This is a genomic window from Idiomarina aquatica (genome assembly GCF_003987185.1).
Taxonomy (GTDB): Bacteria; Pseudomonadota; Gammaproteobacteria; order Enterobacterales; family Alteromonadaceae; genus Idiomarina; species Idiomarina aquatica.
Genome location: NZ_PIPS01000001.1, coordinates 800,531 through 822,886 on the forward strand (window position 1 = coordinate 800,531; position 22,356 = coordinate 822,886).

Sequence of the window (22,356 nt, forward strand, 5' to 3'; positions counted from 1 at the left end):
AACCATCCCTTTTTTAATATAAAAATCAGCAAAAACTGGATAATATACACCCTATAAAGAAAACGGTTGTGTTTTCTTTCTTATAGCTGACTGGTTTAAATACTCATCATAAAGTAGCTTATACTTGTTGTATTCAACTTTTCCACCAAAGCCATTCTCAAACCGCTCTCTAAATAACTTTTTATCTGCTAAAGAGAAGTTAGCGGCGTCCGATTCTTTCTTCTTAAAATCTTTACGCTTATCATCTTCAAATAAAACTGAGTCAGGAGCGTAAATAAACTGCTCGGTAGCTCTCGCAATAACCGTTATTTCGTTATCTGCCCGGTGCGATTTGTAACCTTCAAACAAAATACTGTCGCCATAATATTGATAAATCCAGTCCTTACGCACCATACCAAAAGCAGCCACTCGCCCGTGCCACTTACCACAATTGAATGCCAGTACCGATTTGTTTTCCTTCTCCAGCTTTTCGTATGCAATTTTCAGCCAGTCATCTCCAGGTATTGCATCTTCTGCTAAATAAACAATATATTTCGCGGCAGAAACCCTTGCCGTTTGATTCAATGTGGTAATAAACCCTTGGTAACGAGTATCGCGAGCCACGACAAAGTCTGCAGCAATACCTGCTTTTTGCTGGAGCAAGTTAGCTGTTCTTAATCCTAACTCCTGATTAATGCATGGCATTACCACACAGATATCACGTTTAAAAAGATGCTGTTCTGTATCTAGGTCCTTTACGTCGACTAATGAAATTTGAGTAGAGGGCTGCAACTTGTTTTTGTCGCAAGCTTGGCTTAGATCGGCAACTAAGAAACGCTCATTTCGCATTTCCTTGACAACTCGTCCAGACAAGATTGAGCTCAACACGTTCTTTTGGGAGAAGACATAGCAGTACTTGTCCTCAAAAGTACCGCCCGTTGCAGCTCTAACTACTGCCTCGCTGTCCTTAAGCAAAGTCTCATGACCAATTTGCAACCAGTCTCGACAAGGAAAAGCATTTTGATCTGCCACCATAATATAACGATGAGGGGCTGTAGCAACAAAGCGTTCCAGTGCTTGATGACGCTTCTCTTCGTTGCTAACCAGAATATAAACATCGATTCCATGGTTTGCCCGACGAACAAACAAGCGCGCAGTATCAATACCCTTTGCTGCTGAATCAGCAAAGACTACAGTAGCTACCTTTTTTTCCGTAGCTCCCAGTCCACCCCGTAAAGAGGGGTCCTTGATAATAAAAATCGACTCGTCGTCTTCCAATGCACCAAACCCAACAACACTTTGCCCAGACTGGTTATTCAACAACTGCAAATTGCGTTGTTGCTGTGGCTGAATAAACGTGTCGCTGTTGCCACTGGCGGCGTGGTAAAACAAGTTAAACCACTTAACAAAGTCTTTTGAGCAGGCAAACGGCTTGTCGCTGACAGCTTTGGCGCGCTGTGCAGCCAATTCAAAGCTTCCTAATGCGGCATTAAATGAGAACTGACGCAAATAAAGGCGGCGTGCAGCTTCAGTCATACGCTGAGTCGCCTTAGCATCAGCAAACAATTGCTGGATCTGCGCCACCATACCGTTCCACTCACCAAAAGGTACTAGCTTTAAATAACCCTGGCGACCTAAGTCACCTAAATCTGAAATGTCATTAGCGATTACCGGTGTCTGCATGGCAAACGCGTCTGTCGCTTTATAAGGGAACTGATAGTGGCTGGCCGGAACATCCGGGTTAAGCCACAGAATCACCAGGTCGGCTGCATAATTAATTCGTGCCATACCCACGCGATCTTGCGGCGGCAACACGGTAATAGTGTCTTTATATTTTTCGACCAATTTGGCCTGATCGGGGGTCGGACGCGAACCGACAAACAACAACTTATAGCGCTTGTCGCCAAGGCGCTCAACCAGCTCCACCAGTTCGTAAATGCCCTTGTGTTTGCGCAGTAAACCACCGAATAAAATAATGCGATCGTCTTTTTTGTAACCCAGCTCATCACGAATACGGTCGCGGTCGTAATTACCCGGACTGTAAACTCGCTCATCTTTGAGATTACGCATATACAGCGTGTTACTGTTGTAATGCGAGTCCAGCCCCTTATTGTGGGTGATCACCACCGGCGAGCGCTTCGCATAGGGGTCCAACAAATGTGACCACAAGTCAGAATAGGGGTTACTCAGCGCTTTATCTTTTAACTTCACGTCTTCAAAGCGGACTTCTTTGTGGACATCGCCAGCTTTAGGCGAACTAACCACAGTTTCTAAATCATTAATCTCCAACACATACGGAATAGCGCGCTGATAATTTACCGCCATCGCCAGACCTAAACTTGGTACCCGCGGCTTAACCACGTACATGATGTCACCGGTGACAGCATCCATCGCGGCTTTAAACGCCTCAAAAAAGTTAGGAAAATCTGAGCCTTTAAAATATTTGGTCTCAAAATCGGGGTTATCGTCTTTAAGCGGTCCAAAAATTCCCTCGTCAAAAAAGTCGAACGAGATTAACTCCACTTTATAACGTCGCGACAACGCCTCCGCCACGGAATACGGCTTGGAAAAATGATTGCGACAATGATCCCATACGATCACTGAGACTTTCTCAACCGGTTTCTGCACCGGCGCCGGTAACCCCTGACTAAAGTACTGCTCAATTTTACGGTTGATGATCGGAATACAGCTGTCATCCCCTTTGCGAAGCTGCGTTATTTGCTCAAGATTTTCATTACGCTGGTATAACGCAACAAACAATGGCACATGCAGAGGATCACGCAACCACGTGTACTTAAGCATCACATCATAATCTTGACGTCGGGTTAAGCTCGGATCAAAACCGCCAAAGGCATCATATAGCTCCCGTTTATGGGCAAAGGTGTTCAAATCAATAAAGGGTTTGGTGATGAGCTTCTCGTGATTAAACGCAGGTCGATGGGTTGAGCGAATATCGATAGCGCCGTTTGCCTTTACCTGGTAATCAATAAAGTCAAAGTAAAGCGCCGAACGACCACCATTCTGCTGAAACGTGGTCACCACCAGCTTTAAATAATCGGGATGCCAGTAGTTATCGGTATCCAGATAACAAATAACCTCACCACGGGCTTTTGATAAGCCCAAATTACGCGCCGCTGCGGCACCCGCATTGGCCTGCTTAACATAACGTACGCGCTCATCACCAATACCCCGAATTTTTTGTTCGGTGTCATCGGTGCTACCGTCATCACACACCAACAGCTCAAAATGCTGATAGCTTTGCTGCAGTGCCGAAGCCACCGCGTCTAATAGGATCGCGCTACGGTTATAGGTCGGCATAATCACTGACACCAACGGTTGGTAGTTGCCGGTAAAAGCCGCTAGCCGCTGTTGGATTTGGCGTTCGTTGTCAGGTAATTTCGTCGCTACCAGCGCATCAAATTTGGAGCTACTTTTTAGCGATGACAACACCCGCTCGTATATGCCGTCGGTCAAGGTAACGGGGGGCACTTCAGGTTGCATCGTGCCGCTTATCAGGCTGCCGCGAAGGAGGGTCAGCGCCTCATCGCGGGCAATCGGCGCCGCTTTCCAGATTAAGGCATAAAGCGCCGCCGCAACATCGCTTCGGTTAACGCTTAAACGTTGGCAGGGATTATCGATGACTTTATTCAACAGGGTGTCGTTAAAAGTCTCGCAGTCGCAGTCCCGAAGATGTGAAAGGTCACTTTGCGGGGCAACGCCCAATTTGTCCTTAAGCCGCTCGGCGGCCAGTTCCAAATTAAACTCAGCCATCGCAATCAGCCGATCATCATGAACCATCGCATGTACAAATAAGCGAATAGCGCGCGAATAATTTTCTTCGAGAAGGGCTGCATTGCCCTTGCTGATAAACCCGTTGGCCATAAATTCCGCAATTCCCTTTAAAGACGACGAGCACATATTATAAGGCGGAGAGCAGTGATTACTACCCTCCGCCTTAATTTCTATCAGTGTCAGATTATTGCTCGGTATCGTCTCCACTCACCAGAATAACAATCGGTATACCTGTGTCACGGGCAGGGTTGCTTCCTGGCTCAACGTAAACACGAACGGTGGTCGTGTAGGTGTTGCCGTTGGCATCGGTAATCACTATCTCAAATTCTATCCAACCTTCTTGTCCAGGGTGTGGGATAAAATTAAAACCGTTTTCAGTCTGCACCAAACGGCCGAAGCGTTTAGAGCCATCGGCTAGGGCCAAGTCGCTATACCCGTTTTGATAGCGAATCGTACCATCGCCAAGCAAGCACACATCATAGTAAACCGTCGTCGAGGATGACTCCAGCTGTTCAAATTCTGAACAACTTACGTGTGCATTGCCATAACTGGCCAGCGTCAGCCACGGCAAGTCCTTGCCCGGCTGGTAATCCCGAAGTGGCGTTCTACTCAATGATAACATCAACGGAGCATCGGCTTGTCGGTCCAGATCGGCGATCCCCTCGATAGAATCGATATCGTTATCATCTAACGCAACATACTCCAACGCTGGAAACATCGCCAACCAATCGATATGGGTAAGGTCTGTATTGATCGCGTTAATTCGACCCAGTGCCTCCTGCCCATAAAGGCTATCCAACCTCGAAATGGGGTTATTAGCTACACCAATCGAGTACAGGTTTTCAGGTAGTTGGATATTAACCAACGAGGTTAACCCATTGTCAGGCAAGTCAACATTGGTGAGCGACGACGGTAGCCTCAAACTATCCCTTGCGGCTAAATTCATACTGCCAAGCGCCAATGAACGCACATTACTATTCGCCTCAAGACGGTCTAATTCAGCCTGTAAATCGTTAATGGGGTTACCGGACAAGTACAAAAAGCCGCTAAAGTCTTCTGCAACGAAAGCATCAGGAATGCGAGTATATTGATTAAAATCGATATACGCATTATTCGGTTTATTCGTCACAAACCAGTTATCAAATAACGAAGGGTCCGAAAGCTCGTTCCCGTTGAGGTTGAGATTTTGCCAATAAAACGCAAACCCGCGATAATCACGTAACGGGTTGGCTGCAGCATCCGTGATTCCCTTTTCCATCAAGGTAAGCCACTCAAGCTTTTTAAGCGGCAGTATTGGGCTCAGATCATTTATCACCTCACCATTACCAAACATCTGGATATAGCGCAGTTCGGTAAAATGCTCCAGCCCCGTCAAGTCTGTCACCACATAGTTTGGCTCATCGCATAACATATAAATGAACTCATGTGCGTAAACAGCAGGTTCATCGCCATTCATGCGCACATTAAACGAACTTTCCGCCATGTCCTCGACGCATCGAGCAAGTTCAGGATCTGCAAAATCAATATCTTGATAGGCAACTGGCGTGGTTTTTTCTTGATCGTAACGAAAGACATACGACAGATCCGAGCCATCATCAAACTCAAGGTTAACCGAAGCCGAACGAATTCGGTCGCCTTCATATATCGGAGCCGTCAGCAACTCAACTTCCAACGGTTGCTCGGTCAACTCGGGTCTTACCAGTGACGGATAGTACGGTGCGCTGGCATTAACAATTTCAACGTTTTCTCGTCCGGGTGGCGGAACAATACGAAAACGGCGCTCATCAGTACGACAGCTGTGATAAAACAGTTGAACGTCTGCTTGCTGCTGAGCTTCTAGTGCTTCAATCGCATCGCAATACAACGCCGAAACATTGCCGAGCGAGAGCAAATATAAGCCGGGATTGGTTTCTATCATTCGCACCAGCGCATCGCCATCGGTCGCTTGAGTCGAGTTGGCATAGACGTAATCTAATTTCGTAAAGCCCTCAAGCACCGAAAAACGGTCCAGATTGCTACCACTGACTGTGATGGCGTAAATGTTTGGCGCTATTTCGGATAACTCGCTTAACGGCGCCCAGTCACTTGAATCGACTTGTAAGACGAGGTATTCAACAGGAGCACCAGAGCGTGCCACCATATCATTAAACGTACTCATCGAGCCGCTAGAGGCCCGCCTAACTACCAGATCCTCAATCGTTGCGGGCAAGTTCCACTGGTCAAAATGAAATTCCGTTTGCTGTGGCGAAACACCACCCAACTCAAGCGATCGCAATTGCGTATCGCCCAACCCCGCGGCAAACGCATTCAAATCAACATTCTCCAATTCAACCAAGCCGACGGAATAGGTATTGGGGAAACGAGTAAGATCCGGCGCACGGTTAACAGAAACATTCTGTAACCCAAAACGATAAAGAGCCTCCCAGCGTTGCAAAAACGCATAAACGTCATTTCCAACATTGGGCATATTCCATAGTTCAAGGCTGGCAAGAGGGACTTTTTCCGGATCCAACAGCTCCAGCGACGCTACGTCGTTCAAGTAATTACGAAGATGAACCTGTCGCAACGACGGCATTTCATGAAATTCTTCTAATCCCTGTAAAATATGCTCATCACCCCCGGATAGATAAACAACCGACGTGTCGGTAAGCTGGCTGATTCCCTCAAGGTTACCTATCGAATAGTTGACACAAAAAAGTGCGTCAATATTTTCCGCAAACTCAACGTTTTGCTGTTCGACACAAGCCTGTAATTCCGGATCACTAAAGCTCAAATCGGATACCGGCGTTTGCTGTGCATAAGCGGAGGAGATCGACACTAGCCCTAGTGCAGCTAGTGTCGATAATTTGTGAGTCAGTATTTTTTTTAGATGGTTAGTCGATGTTTTCATTAACAATGCTCCCTTCCCTGTTTTCATTTAAACTAGAGCAATGTTAATAAAAAGTAAAATTTTCCTTGCGCTTTAATTTAAATTAATCGCTATTCTGACCATCTACTAAAATCACAATCGGAACACCAGGACTCATTGCGGGGTTGGAGCCCGGTTCGATGTATAACTGCAGGGTAATGGTTTGGCTCAAACCATTCGCGTACGTGATCAACACGTCAACTTCTATCCAACCCTCTACACCCGGGTACGGCGAAAAGTTAAGCACCCCATTGACCATTTCGATACGCCCATAGCGCTGTGAGCCTTGTGCCAGAGCCGCATCGGGTTCATCGCCATAAATATACTCAGGGTTGATTCGAATTTGGCCGTCTTCCTGCTGGCAAACATTCCAGCTTACGTTAGTCGCAGAACCTTCTAATGCTTCAAACTGACTACAAGCGACATGCGCATTACCCATCGACTGTACCGTCAACCAAGATTTGTCCCGCGCCGGGGTATAATCCGTTAACGGGTTAAGCGATAAGTTCAGCCATAAATCATTATCACGACTGGTGTTGCTTAAAGCGGATAAATCGCTGATGTCATTTTCGCTCAAATCCAATTGTTGTAGATAAGGAAACCGATGAATCATAGCGACTGAAGATAACTCCGTATTGGCCAAAGCCAAAAACTCTAAACTCGTGAGATTTACTAATGCATCCACCGCTATTCCTGGATTATTATTAAGCAGTAATCCGGTTAAGTTCTCAGGTGCATTAAAACCTTCCATAGTCACCAGATCATTATTCGACAGACTCAGTGTGGTTAACGAATCAGGGAAAGTAAGGTCCGCCACCGAACCTATGTTCATCGCGTCTAAATACAAACGTGTCACCGAGCTGTTTTGCAACTGCGTTAACTCCGCTTGCAAATTGGTCAAAGGCAGACCGTTCGCTATCAGTAATCCCCCAAAGTCGCGATCTGACAACCACGCCGGCAGCCGTTCAAACTGGTTATTTTCCAGGACAACCTGGCTCGGCTTATTGCCATTAATCCAATGATCAAAGAGTGTTTCATCGGTGAGTGCGTTTCCGCCAAAATGCAACGACTGCCAATCACGAGCCAAACTGCGATATTCTCGCATCGACTCCATCACGTGGTCAGTCAACCCTTTGTTTGATAACGTTAACCAACTTAAGCGCTTCAGCGACAATAATGGTGACACGTCCTGTATGTGCTCGTTTTCTCCCAGCATTTGAAGCACTTCAAGGTTTGAAAAATGCTCAAGGCCACTTAGGTCAGAGGCATAATGCCCTGATCGAGCATCACACAGTACCGCATACATCTCGTGCGCGTACTCAGGAACCTCGCCACCATTTACCTGAATATTAAGCGCCATCTCTCGACTATCGGCTACGCAGTTAGCCACTTCACCATCGGCAAATTCAATGTCAGCAATACGCACCGGCTCGGTTTTAGGCTGCGGGTAGCGTAAGGACAATTCACGACGAGAGCCGTTTTCGAACGTGACACTTACGCCTTGTTCATCCCAGCTCTCGTCATACTTAGGTAGCACATCGATTTGTATTTCACCGCCTTGCGCTGCCGGATAAGCCCCTATTGCACGTCGGCCATAAACACTGTCAGCTGAAACAATAGCACCATAACTTTCAGGCACATCCAATAAGCGGAACTGATATTCGTCGGTACGGCAAGCCTCTCCAAAGTAGCTAAGATACAGGCTTGAATAACCACTGTTGTCCAACAGTGCTCGATCTTCACAGCTCAAATAGCTAACGTTGCCCATGAACACAGACCAAATATTAGGACTATTTTCTAACATCGTTAGGATCGGCTCGACACCTCCGTCAGCATCCTTTGTGTTATCCAAGTAAACACGGTACATATCCGAAAAACTGGCAAGCTGTTCAAAATCGTCAAAGTTCGAAAAACCAACATCCAAGGTATCAATTGATGGGAAACGCTCAGCGTAGCTCCCGAGTTGGCTCCAGTCGTTTGCCTGAACCCAAAGACCAATATGCTGAAGTTGAACATCACTGGTTTCCAGCGCCTGCGCTAACGATTCCAATGAGTCCAACTGACCGTCTCGCAACCGTAGATAATTCAACGTCGATGGCAAATGCCAGTTTGCAGTATTAAAAATCGACGGCGTCATGTCACCACCACCAACGGTTAACGCCGTTAAATTTGAATCACTCCATGAGAGCACCACATCATCAGATTGTAGTGGTGTATTGCTAATACTAAGACTCGTTAAGTTAGGCAATTGCTCGGGCAACGGAATAACCGATAGATATACATCAGCAAGAGTTAAGCTTTGTAATTGCGGAAAGCTGTACAGCCATGAGTAGATTGCGTCGTTAACATTTGACGTACTCATCAAGGCGATTGATTCAAGTGGGGCTTTTTCGGCATCGATCAAAGCAAATGACGTGACGTCATTTGCGTAATTTAAAAAGCGTACCGAGCGAATGTTAGCTAACTTATTGATAGCGGATATGTTTGCCAGAACCTCGCTATCATATGAGCGAAGGCTCAAGGTTTCGAGATGAGTGAGCTGCTCGATACCCTCAATATCCGTCACATTATAGCCGGTACAAAACAAGCTTCGCAGATCCTCCACATACTCTGTCCGACGGGATTCGTTTTGCACGCAGGCTTGTAGTTCTGAATCACTAAACTGGAGCGAGCCTAAAGGCGTTTGCTGTGCCTGAGCAGCTCCACTAAAAGCCACTAAGCCGAGTAATAATGACGAACTCAGCGTCGTTTTTGAACAGGTTAAAGACCGAAAAGCACCCATTGATAACATCCTTGTCGTTAAGTTGCATTTATGCACTTAAAAATAACAGGTTGTTACCTCCATGTAAATTTAAGGCCAGTAACAAATCGGCACCAGGCTATAACCCCCGGTGCCGATACATCGTATGTGAATTATTTATTACGTTCTGAATCGTTCAGCTTCTGTGCTTCCACCGCCATAATCAATAGCAATGCACCGCTACCCTGCGACGGTCTGACAAAGCGGAACTCTATCGAGCAGTCAGCGGTAACCGAATCAATCACGTAGTCACCACCATCCCAAGCTCCTGAGCCACAGGTGCTGTCCACATATGACGCGGTTTTCCACCCCTCCGCTGGTACTGCGCTGATCGATAGCGAATCACCGGCACCAACCTCCTGTGTACCCTCCGGTGTCAACGTCCCTTCTCCTCGGTAGGATAGGCTAACGTAATAAACGATAGGTATCTGACGATACTGAGCTGTCACATTCAGATCTTCAGTCACCTTATCAAAGGTTACACTCCAACCCGTAAACTCCCAGCCTCGAGCAACCGAAAACTCTGGTGCTGCAGCTGCACCGCCATGCACCACGGTCTGCTCAAGCGAACCTGAAACCAATGTGCCAGGTTCTCCCAACTCAAAAACGACCTGATAGCGCTTCTGTTGTGCTTCAGCGACAACCTGACAGTCCTCCTCAACAGCAGCCGTGGTATAAACCAAGCCGTCAAGAACGCCACCGCAACCGCTAACTGAAGTTAACTCATAGCCCTCATTTACCGTCAACCTAAAGGCCTGGGTTTGCCCCATCACCACCTGAGCGCTTCCGGGACTGATGCTTACGCCTTCACTGGCCTGAATCGTCACCTGATAAAGCACAGGCTCAAAAGTAACGGTAATAACGCAGTCCTGCGTCACATTTGCTACATTAAACGAGTTACCATTACGCTCAATAGCTCCACAAGCCTGAATATTACCTATCCGGTAGCCATAATCCGGTGTTGCCGAAAACGAAACGTCATCGCCATAACGCACAGAGTTTTGGGCAACTTCAACACGGCCATTGTCAGTGTCCTGTGCACCAACCGAAAGCACTTTCCAGTCATAGTGGGCGGTTACCGACTTAGCCTCAGTCATCGCAACTTGGCAGGTCAGCGCACTACCACTACAGGCACCAGACCAATGACTGAATGTGGTATTGTCCGCGGCATTAACCGTTAAAGTCACCGTGGTATTTTTGGCCAGTGAGTACTCACATAGAACACCACAGTTCGCATTAACCGGCTCCACCCAGACGCCAACGCCACCGTCACCTTGTGTCTGTACGGTCAACGGAAGCGTTTCTCCCCTAACCAACCACACAGTTGCTCGCGAGCTGCTTTGCTGATACTCAACCCCATGGATGAAATCAATCGTTGCAGCTACGTTACCCGTGTCGTTCAGTGTCGATGACCATGGCCGAGCTTTAAACGAATCATCCATACCAAAGAGTACGCCGTCTTTAATCGTCGGACTGTCAGTGTCAGCGCGACATTGTTGTTGTGCCTGAGTCCAATAGCTCGGTTGCCCAGAAGCACAATAAACCAACGTTGCTAATTGCGCTTGCGATGGCAATTGCCAGCCATCTTGCTGCAATGCCTGCGCTTCGCTTACTGTTACCGTTTCTGCCGCTCCTTCGCAACGACCATCGGCCCATGTCTGTCCATAGGCGCAGCGCTGCCAGGTTAAACCACTCCAACGATCGGTTGCGGTACCATCATTATGTAAGACATAGCGCGCATTACTAACCTGCGGTACAAAGCTGGCAACCACTCTGCGTGCCTCACTCATTCGCACCAAACAGGTCGCTCCGTTACCCGAACAGGCGCCACTCCAACCATCAAACTGATAACCGGCAGCGGCGGTTGCATTCAGTACAATATAGGTGTTGGCCTCAAAACTTAATTCGCAGCTTTCAACGCATTCCAACTGCTGCGGCAGTACGCTCACTGTACCGCTATCGCTCGCACCATCGATGGTTACCGCCAACCGTTGTTCATTACGCTCGGCCGCCTGCGCCTCACGAACCAACCGCACAAAACCAGGCAAATCTGCAGCGGTCAAGTCCCCCTTAAACATGTTAAAACGGCGATAACCGCTGCCGTCATCCAGTGTCACAAGGTAGCGATGACCCGACCCCGGCAGCCAACCAAAAGTACTTAAATCCAGTTGTTGCAACGCTTCAAAGGTCGTCTCACACTCGCCTTTTTGATTAGGCCAGCGTGGCGAACGCGCATCGCGGCACATCAGCAAGGTGCGCATTTCACTCACTGTTGGTAAGCGCCAATTATCAGCACCGTCAAACTCAACGGCATCAGCATATTCTGCCGCGCTCTGGGCGTACAAAGACTCCGCGGTGTCTCGGCATGCCCCCTCGCGCCAAGTCGAGCCGACAGCACAGCGCTGCCAAATCAGACCCGTAGCCTTATCTTCAATACTTTGTTCATTAACCCAGCGATAACGTTCTGTACCCAGCAGGACCTTAAATTGAGGTTGTACATTAAACGTATCGCCCGACTGAAGCTGTTCAGGCGATACTTCACAGAGTGCCGCATCGCCGCCGCAGTCGCCTTGCCATCCGACAAACTCGTAGCCGGGTAAGCCGGTAGCCATAAGTGTCAGTTTAGCTTGATCGGTAACACCGTGGGTGCAGTCGGTATCACAACTCGCGGTCACCTGGCCTTGCTGTAAAGTAACCATACCGGCATAAGATGGTGAGAACTGTACGCCAATCGTTACCGGCGCTGACGGTGCATCACGCACCAACAACACGGAGTGACTCCACGAATTGGTCACAACTTGCTCACCACTTGCAAAATCAATCCCCCAGTAAACCGGGTTCGATTCGGTCGCTTGCTCATGCAAGTCACGGCTGGCAACATGACCCAGGCCACCCGAAGCGGAAGCATACTGTAAAAGTTCAGGGTGAATTTTGAGGTCTGTTCCTCCGTACTCACAACGTTCCTGCCCTTCCTGCTTCCAAACGCCCGGGCTACACATAACGATGCTATTTAGCTCATCGATACTAGCAACACGCCAATCGCTGTGCCCCGCGTACGAGTAGTCATCGATTGTTGCTAATACGTTGGTAATATCACTGGCACCGGCTTGATGAACACAGCGATGTCCCTGACCTGATGAGCGCACTACAGCGCCCGCCGGGCAAATTTTCCAGGTCAGCTGGTGTTCTCGATCCGTTACTGTGCCATCTAAATTATTAACGTAACGTGACGTCGACTGTTTCATAAAAATCGCCTGAACCTGCTGGCCATCTTTAGCCGTGAGTCGACATTCACCGATGCCACTACAAGCGCCGCTCCAGCCAACAAACTCCGAGTCGGCATCCGCTTGGGCAGTTAACACCAGCGTTGAGCCTTTTGCTGCAAACCGGTGACAGTCATCTTCGCAAACGGCTTGCGAGTCAAATTCAATGGCACCACTACCGCTCCCGTTAAAACGAAATCGAAGGTAGGCATGATTTTGTGGTACATCTTTAACCAACACGGCAAACGCTTCCGCCGTTGAGTCGACGGTTTGCCAGTCACCAGAACCATCAAAGACCAAGCGCGAATGATCTAATTCGCCTGCCGTGGTCGTCCATACATCAAAATTCCAGTATTGTGGGGTAACAACGCTATCGCGGTATAATGAAAGAGTTCTTCCTTCGCACGCTTGAGTATGAGCAACCCCCAGCTTTTCATTCATTTGGCAATAAATGCGGCTGCCCAATTCGGTCTGGCTGGGCAAACGCCAATCGCTTTGTTGCGCCAAAACCAACGTATTAAGTTCGGCTTGAATCTCTGTGTAAGTGCCAGCCTGTCCATAATCAACACATTCACCATGAACCCATTCTTGGCCATAAACACAGCGGTACCAAACCAAGCCCGCTTGCGGATCATAGGCGGTACCATCCGAGTGCAGTTTAAAGCGCGATTCGGCCATATTCAGGCTAAACTGAGCCGTTACGTTAACACGCTCATCAGCGCGAACTTCACAGGTAGGCGCGCTGCCCGAGCAGCTCCCGCCCCAGCCGTCAAATACAGTACCCGGCGCTGGTTTCGCCGTCAGCGTCACGTGTTCACCATCGCTAAGATTGGCATGGCATTCACCGGTACAGCTCAAGTCACCGACCTCAATAGCACCAGCTCCGGTACCATCGACCGAAATCCGCAATAAGTTCGCAGTAACCGGGCCTTGGCGAACCAAGCGGGTCGCATAATTTGCCGTTGCTCGGCGCATCACCGTCTCACCTGACGAGAAGCTGACCGTCGCCGCAGTGCCCGCGACTTCATCGTATTGATTCGCCCAATAGGTCGTATTCACATCAAACTGAAAATACGTCCGCTCGATGGTCGGTTCGGTAAACACACCCTCACATTGTTCGGCATCTGTATCAGCCAAATAGAACGCCGGGCTGCCCGAACTGCAATAAACTAACCCACGCAATTCTGCACGTGTAGGCAGTCGCCAGTCGTCGTAGCCAGCCACCGAACTCGCGTCAGCCAACTGCAGGGTTTCGTTAAAGTCCGTCCGTTCACCGCTAAGCTCACAGCTATCACCGTTCCAACGATAGTTACTCGCACAGCGTTGCCAGGTCAGTTTGGTGGTAAGGTCGGTTACCGTGCCATCACCATTGTCGCGAAAACGAGCGTCAGTAGATTCCGGTGTAGCAGCGTGAGAAGTCAGAGAAAAAGAACATAAAAGGAGTCCGGCGCCAGCCAAAAACATACGGCGCAAAGAGGCATAAATACGATCCATGGGCTTTCCGAAAAAATGTTAGAAAATTTTTAACGGCGATATTTTACTGAACATAACCCCTTGTTCAATAACAAATTTATAAAAAATTGACGCCTGACATTTTTTAGGTCAGCGGAAAAACCAACGGAATCGCAAACAAGGACAACGAGATATACACAAGCGCAACCGGTACGCCCGCAAGCAGGAAATGTTTTAGCCGGTAATTACTGGCATTGAACACCATCAGATTCGTCTGATAGCCATAAGGGGTGATAAAACTGGCCGATGCCGCAAACGCTACCCCAAGAATAATCGGGAATGGGTCAATTCCCATCCCCTGTGACAGGCTGTATGCCACCGGGAACATCAGCGCCGCTGCCGCATTATTGGTAATGACTTCGGTCAACAGGTAGGTAATCAGAAACACGCCAACCAACAACATAAACGGCGTATGTCCTGCCAGTCCGGCGCGGGCAAAATCCGCTATCGCGGCCGACGCCCCCGTATTCGTCAGGGCTTCGGCCAAACACAGAGCACTGGCAACAATTACCCAAATTTCGACCGGAAAACGCCGCTTGATTTCGTTGACATTCAGACAGCCACTGAACAGCAGCGCGCCGAGTAAAAACAGCACACCGTAAAACAGCGACGCACCGGTCAACACCGTGCCGCCAATCATCGCTAAAAAACCGTACAGAGTAAGTGATTCGCGCCAACCACTGAGCATGCTGTCCGGTTCCACACCGCTCAATAGATAAAAGTTTTTGCTCAAGTTGGTGCGCGAGGCGAAATCGGGACCGGTCGCCAATAACAGGAAGTCTCCGGCTTGCAAGGTCACTTCACCTAACTTACCGCTGATGTTGCCACCATCGCGCCGAATCGCCACCACCGCGGCGTCAAAACGCGCCCGGAAACCGGTCGACTTCAGCGTACGCCCGGTTAGTACCGACTCTTCTTTAACGATCACTTCGGTAAGCTGATGAGTCTCGAGGCCATTGTCATCGGCGAACAGCTTCAGGCCGTCAAACTGGTTCAGCGTTTTCACTTTGCTGACGTCGCCACTGAATAACAACTTATCCCCCGCCTGCAACACATCGTAACGCGCCACCGGCCGCAGTATTTCATGACCCCCTTTACGGACTATCTCGGCAAGGAACAAGTCTTCCAAGTGACGCAGCCCGGCCTCATCAACGTGTTTACCGATAAGCGGTGAGTCATCACTTAACTCCGCTTCGACATAATACTCGGTGATTTCTTGCCTGTCGTCATCATGGTGGGGCAAGAACCGGCTGACGATATACAGTGTCACTAACCCGCCGCTCAGCACAATCAGACCAACCAGCGTAAAGTCAAAGAACATAAACCCGGCGTGGCCGGTGTCGGTAAACATGGAGTTGACAATTAGGTTGGTGGAGGTGCCGATGAGCGTGAGCGTTCCACCGAGGATCGAAGCATAAGACAGTGGGATAAGCAGCCGCGACGCGGCTACTTTTTTGTTGTTGCGTACGGCGTTTAACAGCGCAGCGACAACGGCCGTGTTATTGAGCACCGAGGAAGCCAGCGCACTCAGCCCCATGGTACGCCAAACACTGGCGGCCTCTGAGTCAGTGAACAGAAAGCGACTGACTTTACGTAACAAGCCGGTTTTTTCCAGCGCAAAGGAAATCAGGATCAGCATAATCAAGGTCGCCAACCCCTGATTAGCGGCATTCGCCATCAGCTCGTCCGCCGAAATCCAGCCCGCAGCCAAAGTGACCAGCATCGCTCCGCCAAAAATCTTGGCGCTGTGTTGCTGGTAACGAATCAACAGCGCTACCATCAACAGCAACAAACCCGTTAATGCTATGGTATCTAGCATTTTAATCCTTCGTGTAAAGACTAAACATTGAAACGCAGAGAGCGCAGAGGACACAGAGGAAAACATTTAAAAGTAAAACCCCGTTGTTCAGGGTTTTGTCTTTCCCTTAAAAAATCTTTTCTCAGCGCCCTCTGTGCTCTCTGCGTTTCAGTGTTTAAGTGTTTAAGCGTTTTACAAGAAAGTCGTGCCAAAGGCACGACCTACTTCAACAGGTCTTTGGCGCCCCAGTGGGGGAAGTGTTTGCGAATGAGCGCGTTCAATTCAAGTTCGAAGTCGCTGTACTCGCCTTTTGCTTCTTCACCGTCATCCGACGACAGCGCTTCGTCCACCATGCCGGCACCAACCGTAACATTGGTCATGCGGTCGATGATGATAAACGCACCGGTTTCTTTATGGCTCTGGTATGGGTCAAACACAACCGGGTCGTGTACGTGCACATCAACCAGACCAATCTCGTTCAGTTCCAGCTTACCGGCTTCTTTTTCTTTCAGCGTATTCACATCAATCTGATGATGAATATCCGTGATTTCCCCGCGGGTGAACTTGGAATTGAACTTAATATAATATTCACGGTGCGGCTCCATCGCCTTTTCATGCATCCACACCACTTTCGCGCGCATCCGGTTTGACACATGCGGCAGGTTATCCTTACGCACGATCATATCGCCACGACTGATATCAATCTCGTCATTCAGCGTCAGTGTTACCGCCATTGGCGCATAGGCCTCATCGAGCTCACCGTCAAAAGTCACGATCGACTTGATGGTCGAGATCTTACCAGAGGGCAGCGCGCGGATGGTGTCGCCCACTTTGATGTTGCCCGAGGTAATGGTGCCCTGAAAGCCACGAAACTCCGAGTTCGGACGGCACACCAGTTGCACCGGCATGCGGAACTCTTCGGTGTCCTGCGCCTGGTCAATTTCGGCATTTTCCAGGTATTCCATCAGCGTTGAACCGCGGAACCAATCCAGCTTGTCACTGCGATTAACCACGTTATCGCCTTTTAACGCCGAAATCGGCACAAAACGGATATCCGGGATTTCCAGCGAGCCGGCCAGCTTCAGGTAGTCGTCCTGGATCTTCTTATAAACGTCCTGCGAATAGTCCACCAGGTCCATTTTGTTAATGGCAACCACCACGTGTTTGATGCCCAACAGAGAACAAATGTAACTGTGGCGGCGGGTTTGTGTCTGCACGCCCTGGCTGGCGTCAATCAAAATCACGGCCAAGTCACAGGTTGACGCACCGGTGGCCATGTTGCGGGTGTACTGCTCGTGCCCCGGTGTGTCGGCAATAATAAACTTACGCTTGTCAGTGGAGAAGTAACGGTAAGCCACGTCAATGGTGATGCCCTGCTCACGCTCCGACTGTAAACCATCAACCAACAAGGCCAGATCCACTTCGTCGCCCTGGGTACCGGATTTTTTCGAATCTTCGGTAATCGCCGCCAGTTGATCTTCAAAGATCATTTTACTGTCATGCAGCAAACGACCGATCAGTGTGCTTTTACCGTCATCCACACTGCCGCAGGTGATAAAGCGCAACAGCTCTTTGTTTTCGTGTTGTTCTAAATAAGCAAGAATGTCTTTTTCGATTAAAGGTGATGCGTGGCTCATTGTTAGAAATACCCTTCCATTTTCTTTTTCTCCATCGAACCCGCGCTATCGTGGTCGATAACCCGGCCCTGACGCTCTGAGGTTTTGGTCAGCAACATTTCCTGAATGATTTCAGGCAGGGTTGCTGCGTCAGACTCAACGGCTCCGGTTAACGGATAGCAGCCTAGGGTACGGAAGCGCACCATCTTCATTTGCGGCGTTTCGCCGGCTTCCAACGGCATACGATCATCATCAACCATGATCAGCGTGCCGTCACGCTCAACCACCGGACGCTCTTTCGCCAGGTACAATTGAGGGATGTCGATATTTTCTAAATAGATGTACTGCCAGATATCCAGCTCGGTCCAATTAGACAGAGGGAATACGCGAATGCTCTCGCCCTTATCGACCTTGCCGTTATAAATATTCCACAGTTCAGGGCGCTGGTTTTTCGGATCCCAGCGGTGGTTTTTATCACGGAACGAGTACACCCGTTCTTTTGCCCGCGACTTTTCTTCGTCACGACGGGCGCCGCCAAAAGCCGCATCAAACTTGTACTTGTTCAGCGCCTGCTTCAGCGCTTGAGTTTTCATGATATCGGTATGCTTGGCACTACCGTGTGTGAACGGGCCAACCCCTGCCTCGACACCTTCCTGATTAATGTGCTCAATCAGTTCAAAGTCGTATTTTTCCGCCATCCGGTCACGAAACTCAATCATTTCGCGGAACTTCCAGGTGGTGTTGACGTGCATCAGCGGGAACGGGATCTTACCGGGGTAAAACGCCTTACGCGCCAAGTGCAATAGTACCGAGGAATCCTTGCCTACCGAGTACAACATCACCGGGTTATCAAACTCCGCCGCGACCTCGCGGAAGATCTGAATCGACTCATTTTCCAGAGCCTTTAAGTGGGTTAATCGTTTCTCGTTCATGAGCATCCAATTTGCCTGTAGTAAAAATAAACATTGAAACGCAGAGGGCACAGAGGGCACAGAGGAAAAACATTTAAAATTAAAACACCTTTGTTTAGTTTTTTTATGTTTTCCTTAAAAAGTCTTTTCTCTGCGTCCTCCGTGCCCTCTGCGTTTCAATGTTTAATGTTTAGTGTTTCTGTAAAATCTCGTCGGTGATGGCGCCCAAGCGCATTGCCCAACTGTTGCGCTGGATAAAGTCATCAAATACCTGCGCGTTTAACTGCCCACGCAGACGGATTACCTCTTTCACACCCGCGATAAATTCATCATGCGTTGTATTTTGCCATACATAATCGCATTTTGCGATGTTCGGCACATCAGTCGCGACCACCGGAACATGGTGCGTCAAATAAACATAAACCTTCAATGGATTCATGTTTTCCGTCAAATCCATACGCTGATGTGGCACTAACCCCACCGTGAACCTCTTAATATAGGCTCCAACATAACGATAAGGCACAACCCCTGTCATGACCACATTTGGCAACTCAGCTAATCTTCGAATATCAGGGTTGGCATGGGTGGAGCCCACTAAAACAATCAGCGCCTCCGGTAACTCAGCCGATAATCGCCGCAACAGCGCTTCATCAATCTTCGCTTCCAGGTTCCCCACGAACCCCAGCACCGGGCCATCATGCGCAACAACCCGCTGATAATGCTTGTTAGCCTCCGGTATCTCAACCTGCGGCACGCGCTCACAACCGTTCGGCACCAACGCGATGTTCTGATGAAACTCATACATCGACAACTTAACCGGTAAACAATTCGTGAGCACTTTATCAGCACCGCTCAGCATAGCCTGATAGTGTTGATGTAATTGTTGACGCTTTTTCTCATCCACATTGGGCCAGCTGCGGTGATCATCAACAACGTCGATGACTCGTTTCGCGGGTTTAAACTGCGTAATCAGCCGTTCGCCCCACTGCAATTTGGGGTACATCCAAAACACACTGCGCTGTGGGTCAATGTGCAGTTGCTGAAAACAGTCCGTCAAAAACGCAACATAGTCCTCAAAGCCCTGCTGTTGTTTATCGTAAATGAACACCCGTCGATAAAGATTATCGTGATCGCAAGCTCTGGCCGCGATGGCCTTAGTTCCCTCATAAACAAAATGGTTTTGATCAAAACGCTCACCTTCGTTACGTTTTTCCAAAGCCATTTCGTCAATAGGTGCATCCAGTACCAACACCTTGCCCACATCACTGCGGCCGGCTAAATACTTGGCCACCATATCACTGCGGCGGCCATACAGTTCGGAATCGTTCTGTTTCCAGAACATCACAACGTCAATCATGGATAGGTTGGGCAGTCTGTCAGTGCCAATCCATGGCGATCCTTTTCAGAAAGTTGTGGCTCACCATCAAGTGGCCAATCAATGGCTAAGGCTGGGTCATCAAAGCGTAAGCTGTACTCATCATCCGGCGCATAATAGTCCGTGCATTTATAAGAAAACTCTGCGGTTTCGCTCAACACGTAAAAGCCGTGCGCAAAGCCTGGTGGTACCCACAGCATCTGTCGGTTTTCATCGCTCAGTTCAACCCCTACCCAGTCACCAAAAGTCGGCGAACTCTGCCGCAAATCAACGGCGACATCAAAGACACGCCCCTGCGTGACCCGCACCAACTTACCCTGCGGCTGCTGCAACTGATAATGCAGTCCTCGTAAAATGCCATGCCGCGATTTGCTGTGGTTATCCTGTACAAACTGATAATCGCCACAGTACTTTTCAAATTCGTTTTGCCGAAACGTTTCCATAAAAAAACCGCGCTCGTCACCGAACACCTGCGGGGTCATCAATACCACGTCAGCAATGGCAAGGGGTTGATACTTCATTCTTATCCTCTAAATGTTAGCTTAATAGCTCGTGCAGATATTGACCGTACTGGGTTTTATCCAACGCATTCGCATGGTCTTTAAGCTGCGCATCGGTTATCCATTTGTTTTTCCAGGCAATTTCTTCTAAACACGCGATTTTCAGTCCTTGTCGGTGTTCCACCGTTTGCACATAGGAGCTCGCTTCCAGCAGTGAATCATGTGTGCCGGTATCCAGCCATGCGAACCCTCGGCCCAGGCGCTCAACGTGCAAATCGCCGCGCTCGAGATAAGCGTTATTCACACTCGTTATTTCCAGCTCACCACGCTCCGATGGCTTCACCTGACGGGCAATATCAACCACATCGTTATCATAAAAATAAAGCCCGGTTACCGCATAATCAGACTTCGGTTGGGTTGGTTTTTCTTCAATCGAAAGAGCACGGCCCTCATCATCGAACTCGACCACCCCAAAACGCTCAGGATCTTTTACCATGTAGCCAAATACGGTTGCGCCATTGTCGCGTTTAGCAGCGCGTTTCAGTTGGTCCGAAAAGAACTGACCGTGAAAGATATTATCGCCCAACACCAAACAAACCGGATCGTTACCAATAAAATCAGCACCGATGGTGAACGCCTGCGCCAGGCCATCGGGCGAGGGCTGAACTTTATAAGAAAACGACACCCCGAAAGCACTGCCATCACCGAGTAAACGCTGATATTGCTCCATATCCTCCGGTGTTGAGATAACGAGGATGTCGCGGATACCGGCTAACATCAGCACCGATATCGGATAATAAATCATCGGCTTGTCATAAATCGGCAGTAACTGCTTAGATACGCCCCGTGTAATCGGATGCAACCGCGTTCCAGAACCACCGGCCAGTACAATCCCTTTATAAGCCATCCAAATACTCCGTTAATGTGTGATGCAGGCTCTGCTGCCAGGTTGGCAACGTGATGTTCAATGCCTGCTCAATTTTGTCGACGCTCAAACGCGAATTCAGCGGGCGTCGGGCAGGTGTCGGATACGAAGCTGTCGGTATCGCCTCAACCCGTTGCACGGCCAATGAGTGTCCATGGGCCTGCGCCTGCTCAAAGATAGCGGTGGCAAAACCATGCCAACTGGTTTCGCCGCGTGGTGCCACATGGAACACACCCGTCAGCTCATGTTCCAGCAAAGCCGGCACCGCCAGGGTTGCGACCTGCGCCAGCAGACGTGCCGGCGTTGGCGCGCCTACCTGGTCACTGACGATACTGAGTTGCTCGCGCTCTTTAGCTAAGCGCAACATGGTTTTCATAAAATTATTGCCGCGCGCGCTGTACACCCAACTGGTTCGCAGAATGACGTGGTTACAACTGCTGCCAATAACGGCGCGGTCGCCCGCCCACTTACTGCGGCCATATTCAGAGAGCGGTCCGGTCTTACTGTCCTCTGTGTAGGGCTTATCCCCCTCTCCCGGGTAGACGTAATCGGACGAGAAATGAATTAACGCGGCGCGGTTGTCCAGGCAATACTCGGCCAGCTGTTTGGGTAACAGGTGATTAAGACGATCCGCCAGCTCCGGTTCCTGCTCGGCGTTATCCACGGCGGTATACGCTGCAGCATTGGCAATAAGTTGTGGCTGCTGTTGTTCGAGGTAGCGCTGCACGGCATGCGCATCGCTCAGGTCAAGCTCATCGCGCGATGGCGCGAGTATTTCGCCAAACACCGACAGGCTACGGACTAACTCAAAGCCCACCTGTCCCGTCGCGCCCGTCACCAAAATCTTCATCACCCTCTCCTTAGACCTTAGAGCAAAAACGGTAAAAACTGAAACACTGAAACGCAGAGAGCACAGAGAACACAGAGAAAAGACTTTAAAATGAAAAACACTTTTTCTGAGTTTCTCTCTTTACCTT

11 protein-coding genes are annotated in these 22,356 nt (G+C 49.2%); all 11 read right to left on the minus strand.

The annotated features are described in order from the left end of the window. Nucleotides 1-51: 51 nt before the first annotated feature. Nucleotides 52-3,861 (minus strand): glycosyltransferase, encoded by a 3,810-nt coding sequence (locus tag CWE23_RS03805; RefSeq protein WP_198678796.1) that lies wholly within the window; start codon nt 3,859-3,861, stop codon nt 52-54. A 94-nt stretch (nt 3,862-3,955) separates the two neighbouring features. Further along, nucleotides 3,956-6,661, minus strand: coding sequence for a leucine-rich repeat domain-containing protein (locus CWE23_RS03810; protein ID WP_126819545.1), 2,706 nt, complete (start codon nt 6,659-6,661; stop codon nt 3,956-3,958). An 82-nt stretch (nt 6,662-6,743) separates the two neighbouring features. Then, complete coding sequence (locus tag CWE23_RS03815; RefSeq protein ID WP_126819546.1) at nt 6,744-9,461, minus strand: leucine-rich repeat domain-containing protein; 2,718 nt, start codon at nt 9,459-9,461, stop codon at nt 6,744-6,746. Nucleotides 9,462-9,592: 131 nt separating this feature from the next. Continuing rightward, entirely contained in the window at nt 9,593-14,236 is a 4,644-nt protein-coding gene (locus CWE23_RS03820) for an Lcl domain-containing protein (RefSeq protein WP_126819547.1), read from the minus strand. Between the two features lie 103 nt (nt 14,237-14,339). Continuing rightward, nucleotides 14,340-16,073: an SLC13 family permease gene (locus tag CWE23_RS03825; RefSeq protein ID WP_126819548.1), complete on the minus strand. Its 1,734-nt coding sequence runs from the start codon at nt 16,071-16,073 to the stop codon at nt 14,340-14,342. Nucleotides 16,074-16,273: 200 nt separating this feature from the next. Continuing rightward, on the minus strand, nt 16,274-17,689 hold the full coding sequence (cysN, locus tag CWE23_RS03830; protein WP_126819549.1) for a sulfate adenylyltransferase subunit CysN: 1,416 nt from the start codon (nt 17,687-17,689) through the stop codon (nt 16,274-16,276). Between the two features lie 2 nt (nt 17,690-17,691). After that, nucleotides 17,692-18,600 (minus strand): sulfate adenylyltransferase subunit CysD, encoded by a 909-nt coding sequence (gene cysD / locus CWE23_RS03835; protein ID WP_126819550.1) that lies wholly within the window; start codon nt 18,598-18,600, stop codon nt 17,692-17,694. 169 nt (nt 18,601-18,769) lie between these two features. Then, complete coding sequence (locus CWE23_RS03840; RefSeq protein ID WP_241970566.1) at nt 18,770-19,921, minus strand: glycosyltransferase; 1,152 nt, start codon at nt 19,919-19,921, stop codon at nt 18,770-18,772. Nucleotides 19,922-19,932: 11 nt separating this feature from the next. After that, nucleotides 19,933-20,475, minus strand: a complete 543-nt coding sequence (rfbC, locus tag CWE23_RS03845; protein ID WP_126819552.1) for a dTDP-4-dehydrorhamnose 3,5-epimerase — start codon at nt 20,473-20,475, stop codon at nt 19,933-19,935. Nucleotides 20,476-20,491: 16 nt separating this feature from the next. Then, on the minus strand, nt 20,492-21,361 hold the full coding sequence (rfbA, locus tag CWE23_RS03850) for a glucose-1-phosphate thymidylyltransferase RfbA (protein ID WP_126819553.1): 870 nt from the start codon (nt 21,359-21,361) through the stop codon (nt 20,492-20,494). Continuing rightward, nucleotides 21,351-22,229, minus strand: a complete 879-nt coding sequence (gene rfbD / locus CWE23_RS03855; protein ID WP_126819554.1) for a dTDP-4-dehydrorhamnose reductase — start codon at nt 22,227-22,229, stop codon at nt 21,351-21,353. Before rfbD ends, rfbA begins: the two co-directional genes overlap by 11 nt. Nucleotides 22,230-22,356 lie beyond the last annotated feature (127 nt).

Bases quoted from the DNA above. Each gene is read 5' to 3' on its own strand.
- CWE23_RS03805 (WP_198678796.1), bottom strand. From the start codon at position 3,861: ATGGCCAACGGGTTTATCAGCAAGGGCAATGCAGCCCTTCTCGAAGAA.
- CWE23_RS03810 (WP_126819545.1), bottom strand. From the start codon at position 6,661: ATGAAAACATCGACTAACCATCTAAAAAAAATACTGACTCACAAATTA.
- CWE23_RS03815 (WP_126819546.1), bottom strand. From the start codon at position 9,461: ATGGGTGCTTTTCGGTCTTTAACCTGTTCAAAAACGACGCTGAGTTCG.
- CWE23_RS03820 (WP_126819547.1), bottom strand. From the start codon at position 14,236: ATGGATCGTATTTATGCCTCTTTGCGCCGTATGTTTTTGGCTGGCGCC.
- CWE23_RS03825 (WP_126819548.1), bottom strand. From the start codon at position 16,073: ATGCTAGATACCATAGCATTAACGGGTTTGTTGCTGTTGATGGTAGCG.
- cysN (WP_126819549.1), bottom strand. From the start codon at position 17,689: ATGAGCCACGCATCACCTTTAATCGAAAAAGACATTCTTGCTTATTTA.
- cysD (WP_126819550.1), bottom strand. From the start codon at position 18,600: ATGAACGAGAAACGATTAACCCACTTAAAGGCTCTGGAAAATGAGTCG.
- CWE23_RS03840 (WP_241970566.1), bottom strand. From the start codon at position 19,921: ATGTTCTGGAAACAGAACGATTCCGAACTGTATGGCCGCCGCAGTGAT.
- rfbC (WP_126819552.1), bottom strand. From the start codon at position 20,475: ATGAAGTATCAACCCCTTGCCATTGCTGACGTGGTATTGATGACCCCG.
- rfbA (WP_126819553.1), bottom strand. From the start codon at position 21,361: ATGGCTTATAAAGGGATTGTACTGGCCGGTGGTTCTGGAACGCGGTTG.
- rfbD (WP_126819554.1), bottom strand. From the start codon at position 22,229: ATGAAGATTTTGGTGACGGGCGCGACGGGACAGGTGGGCTTTGAGTTA.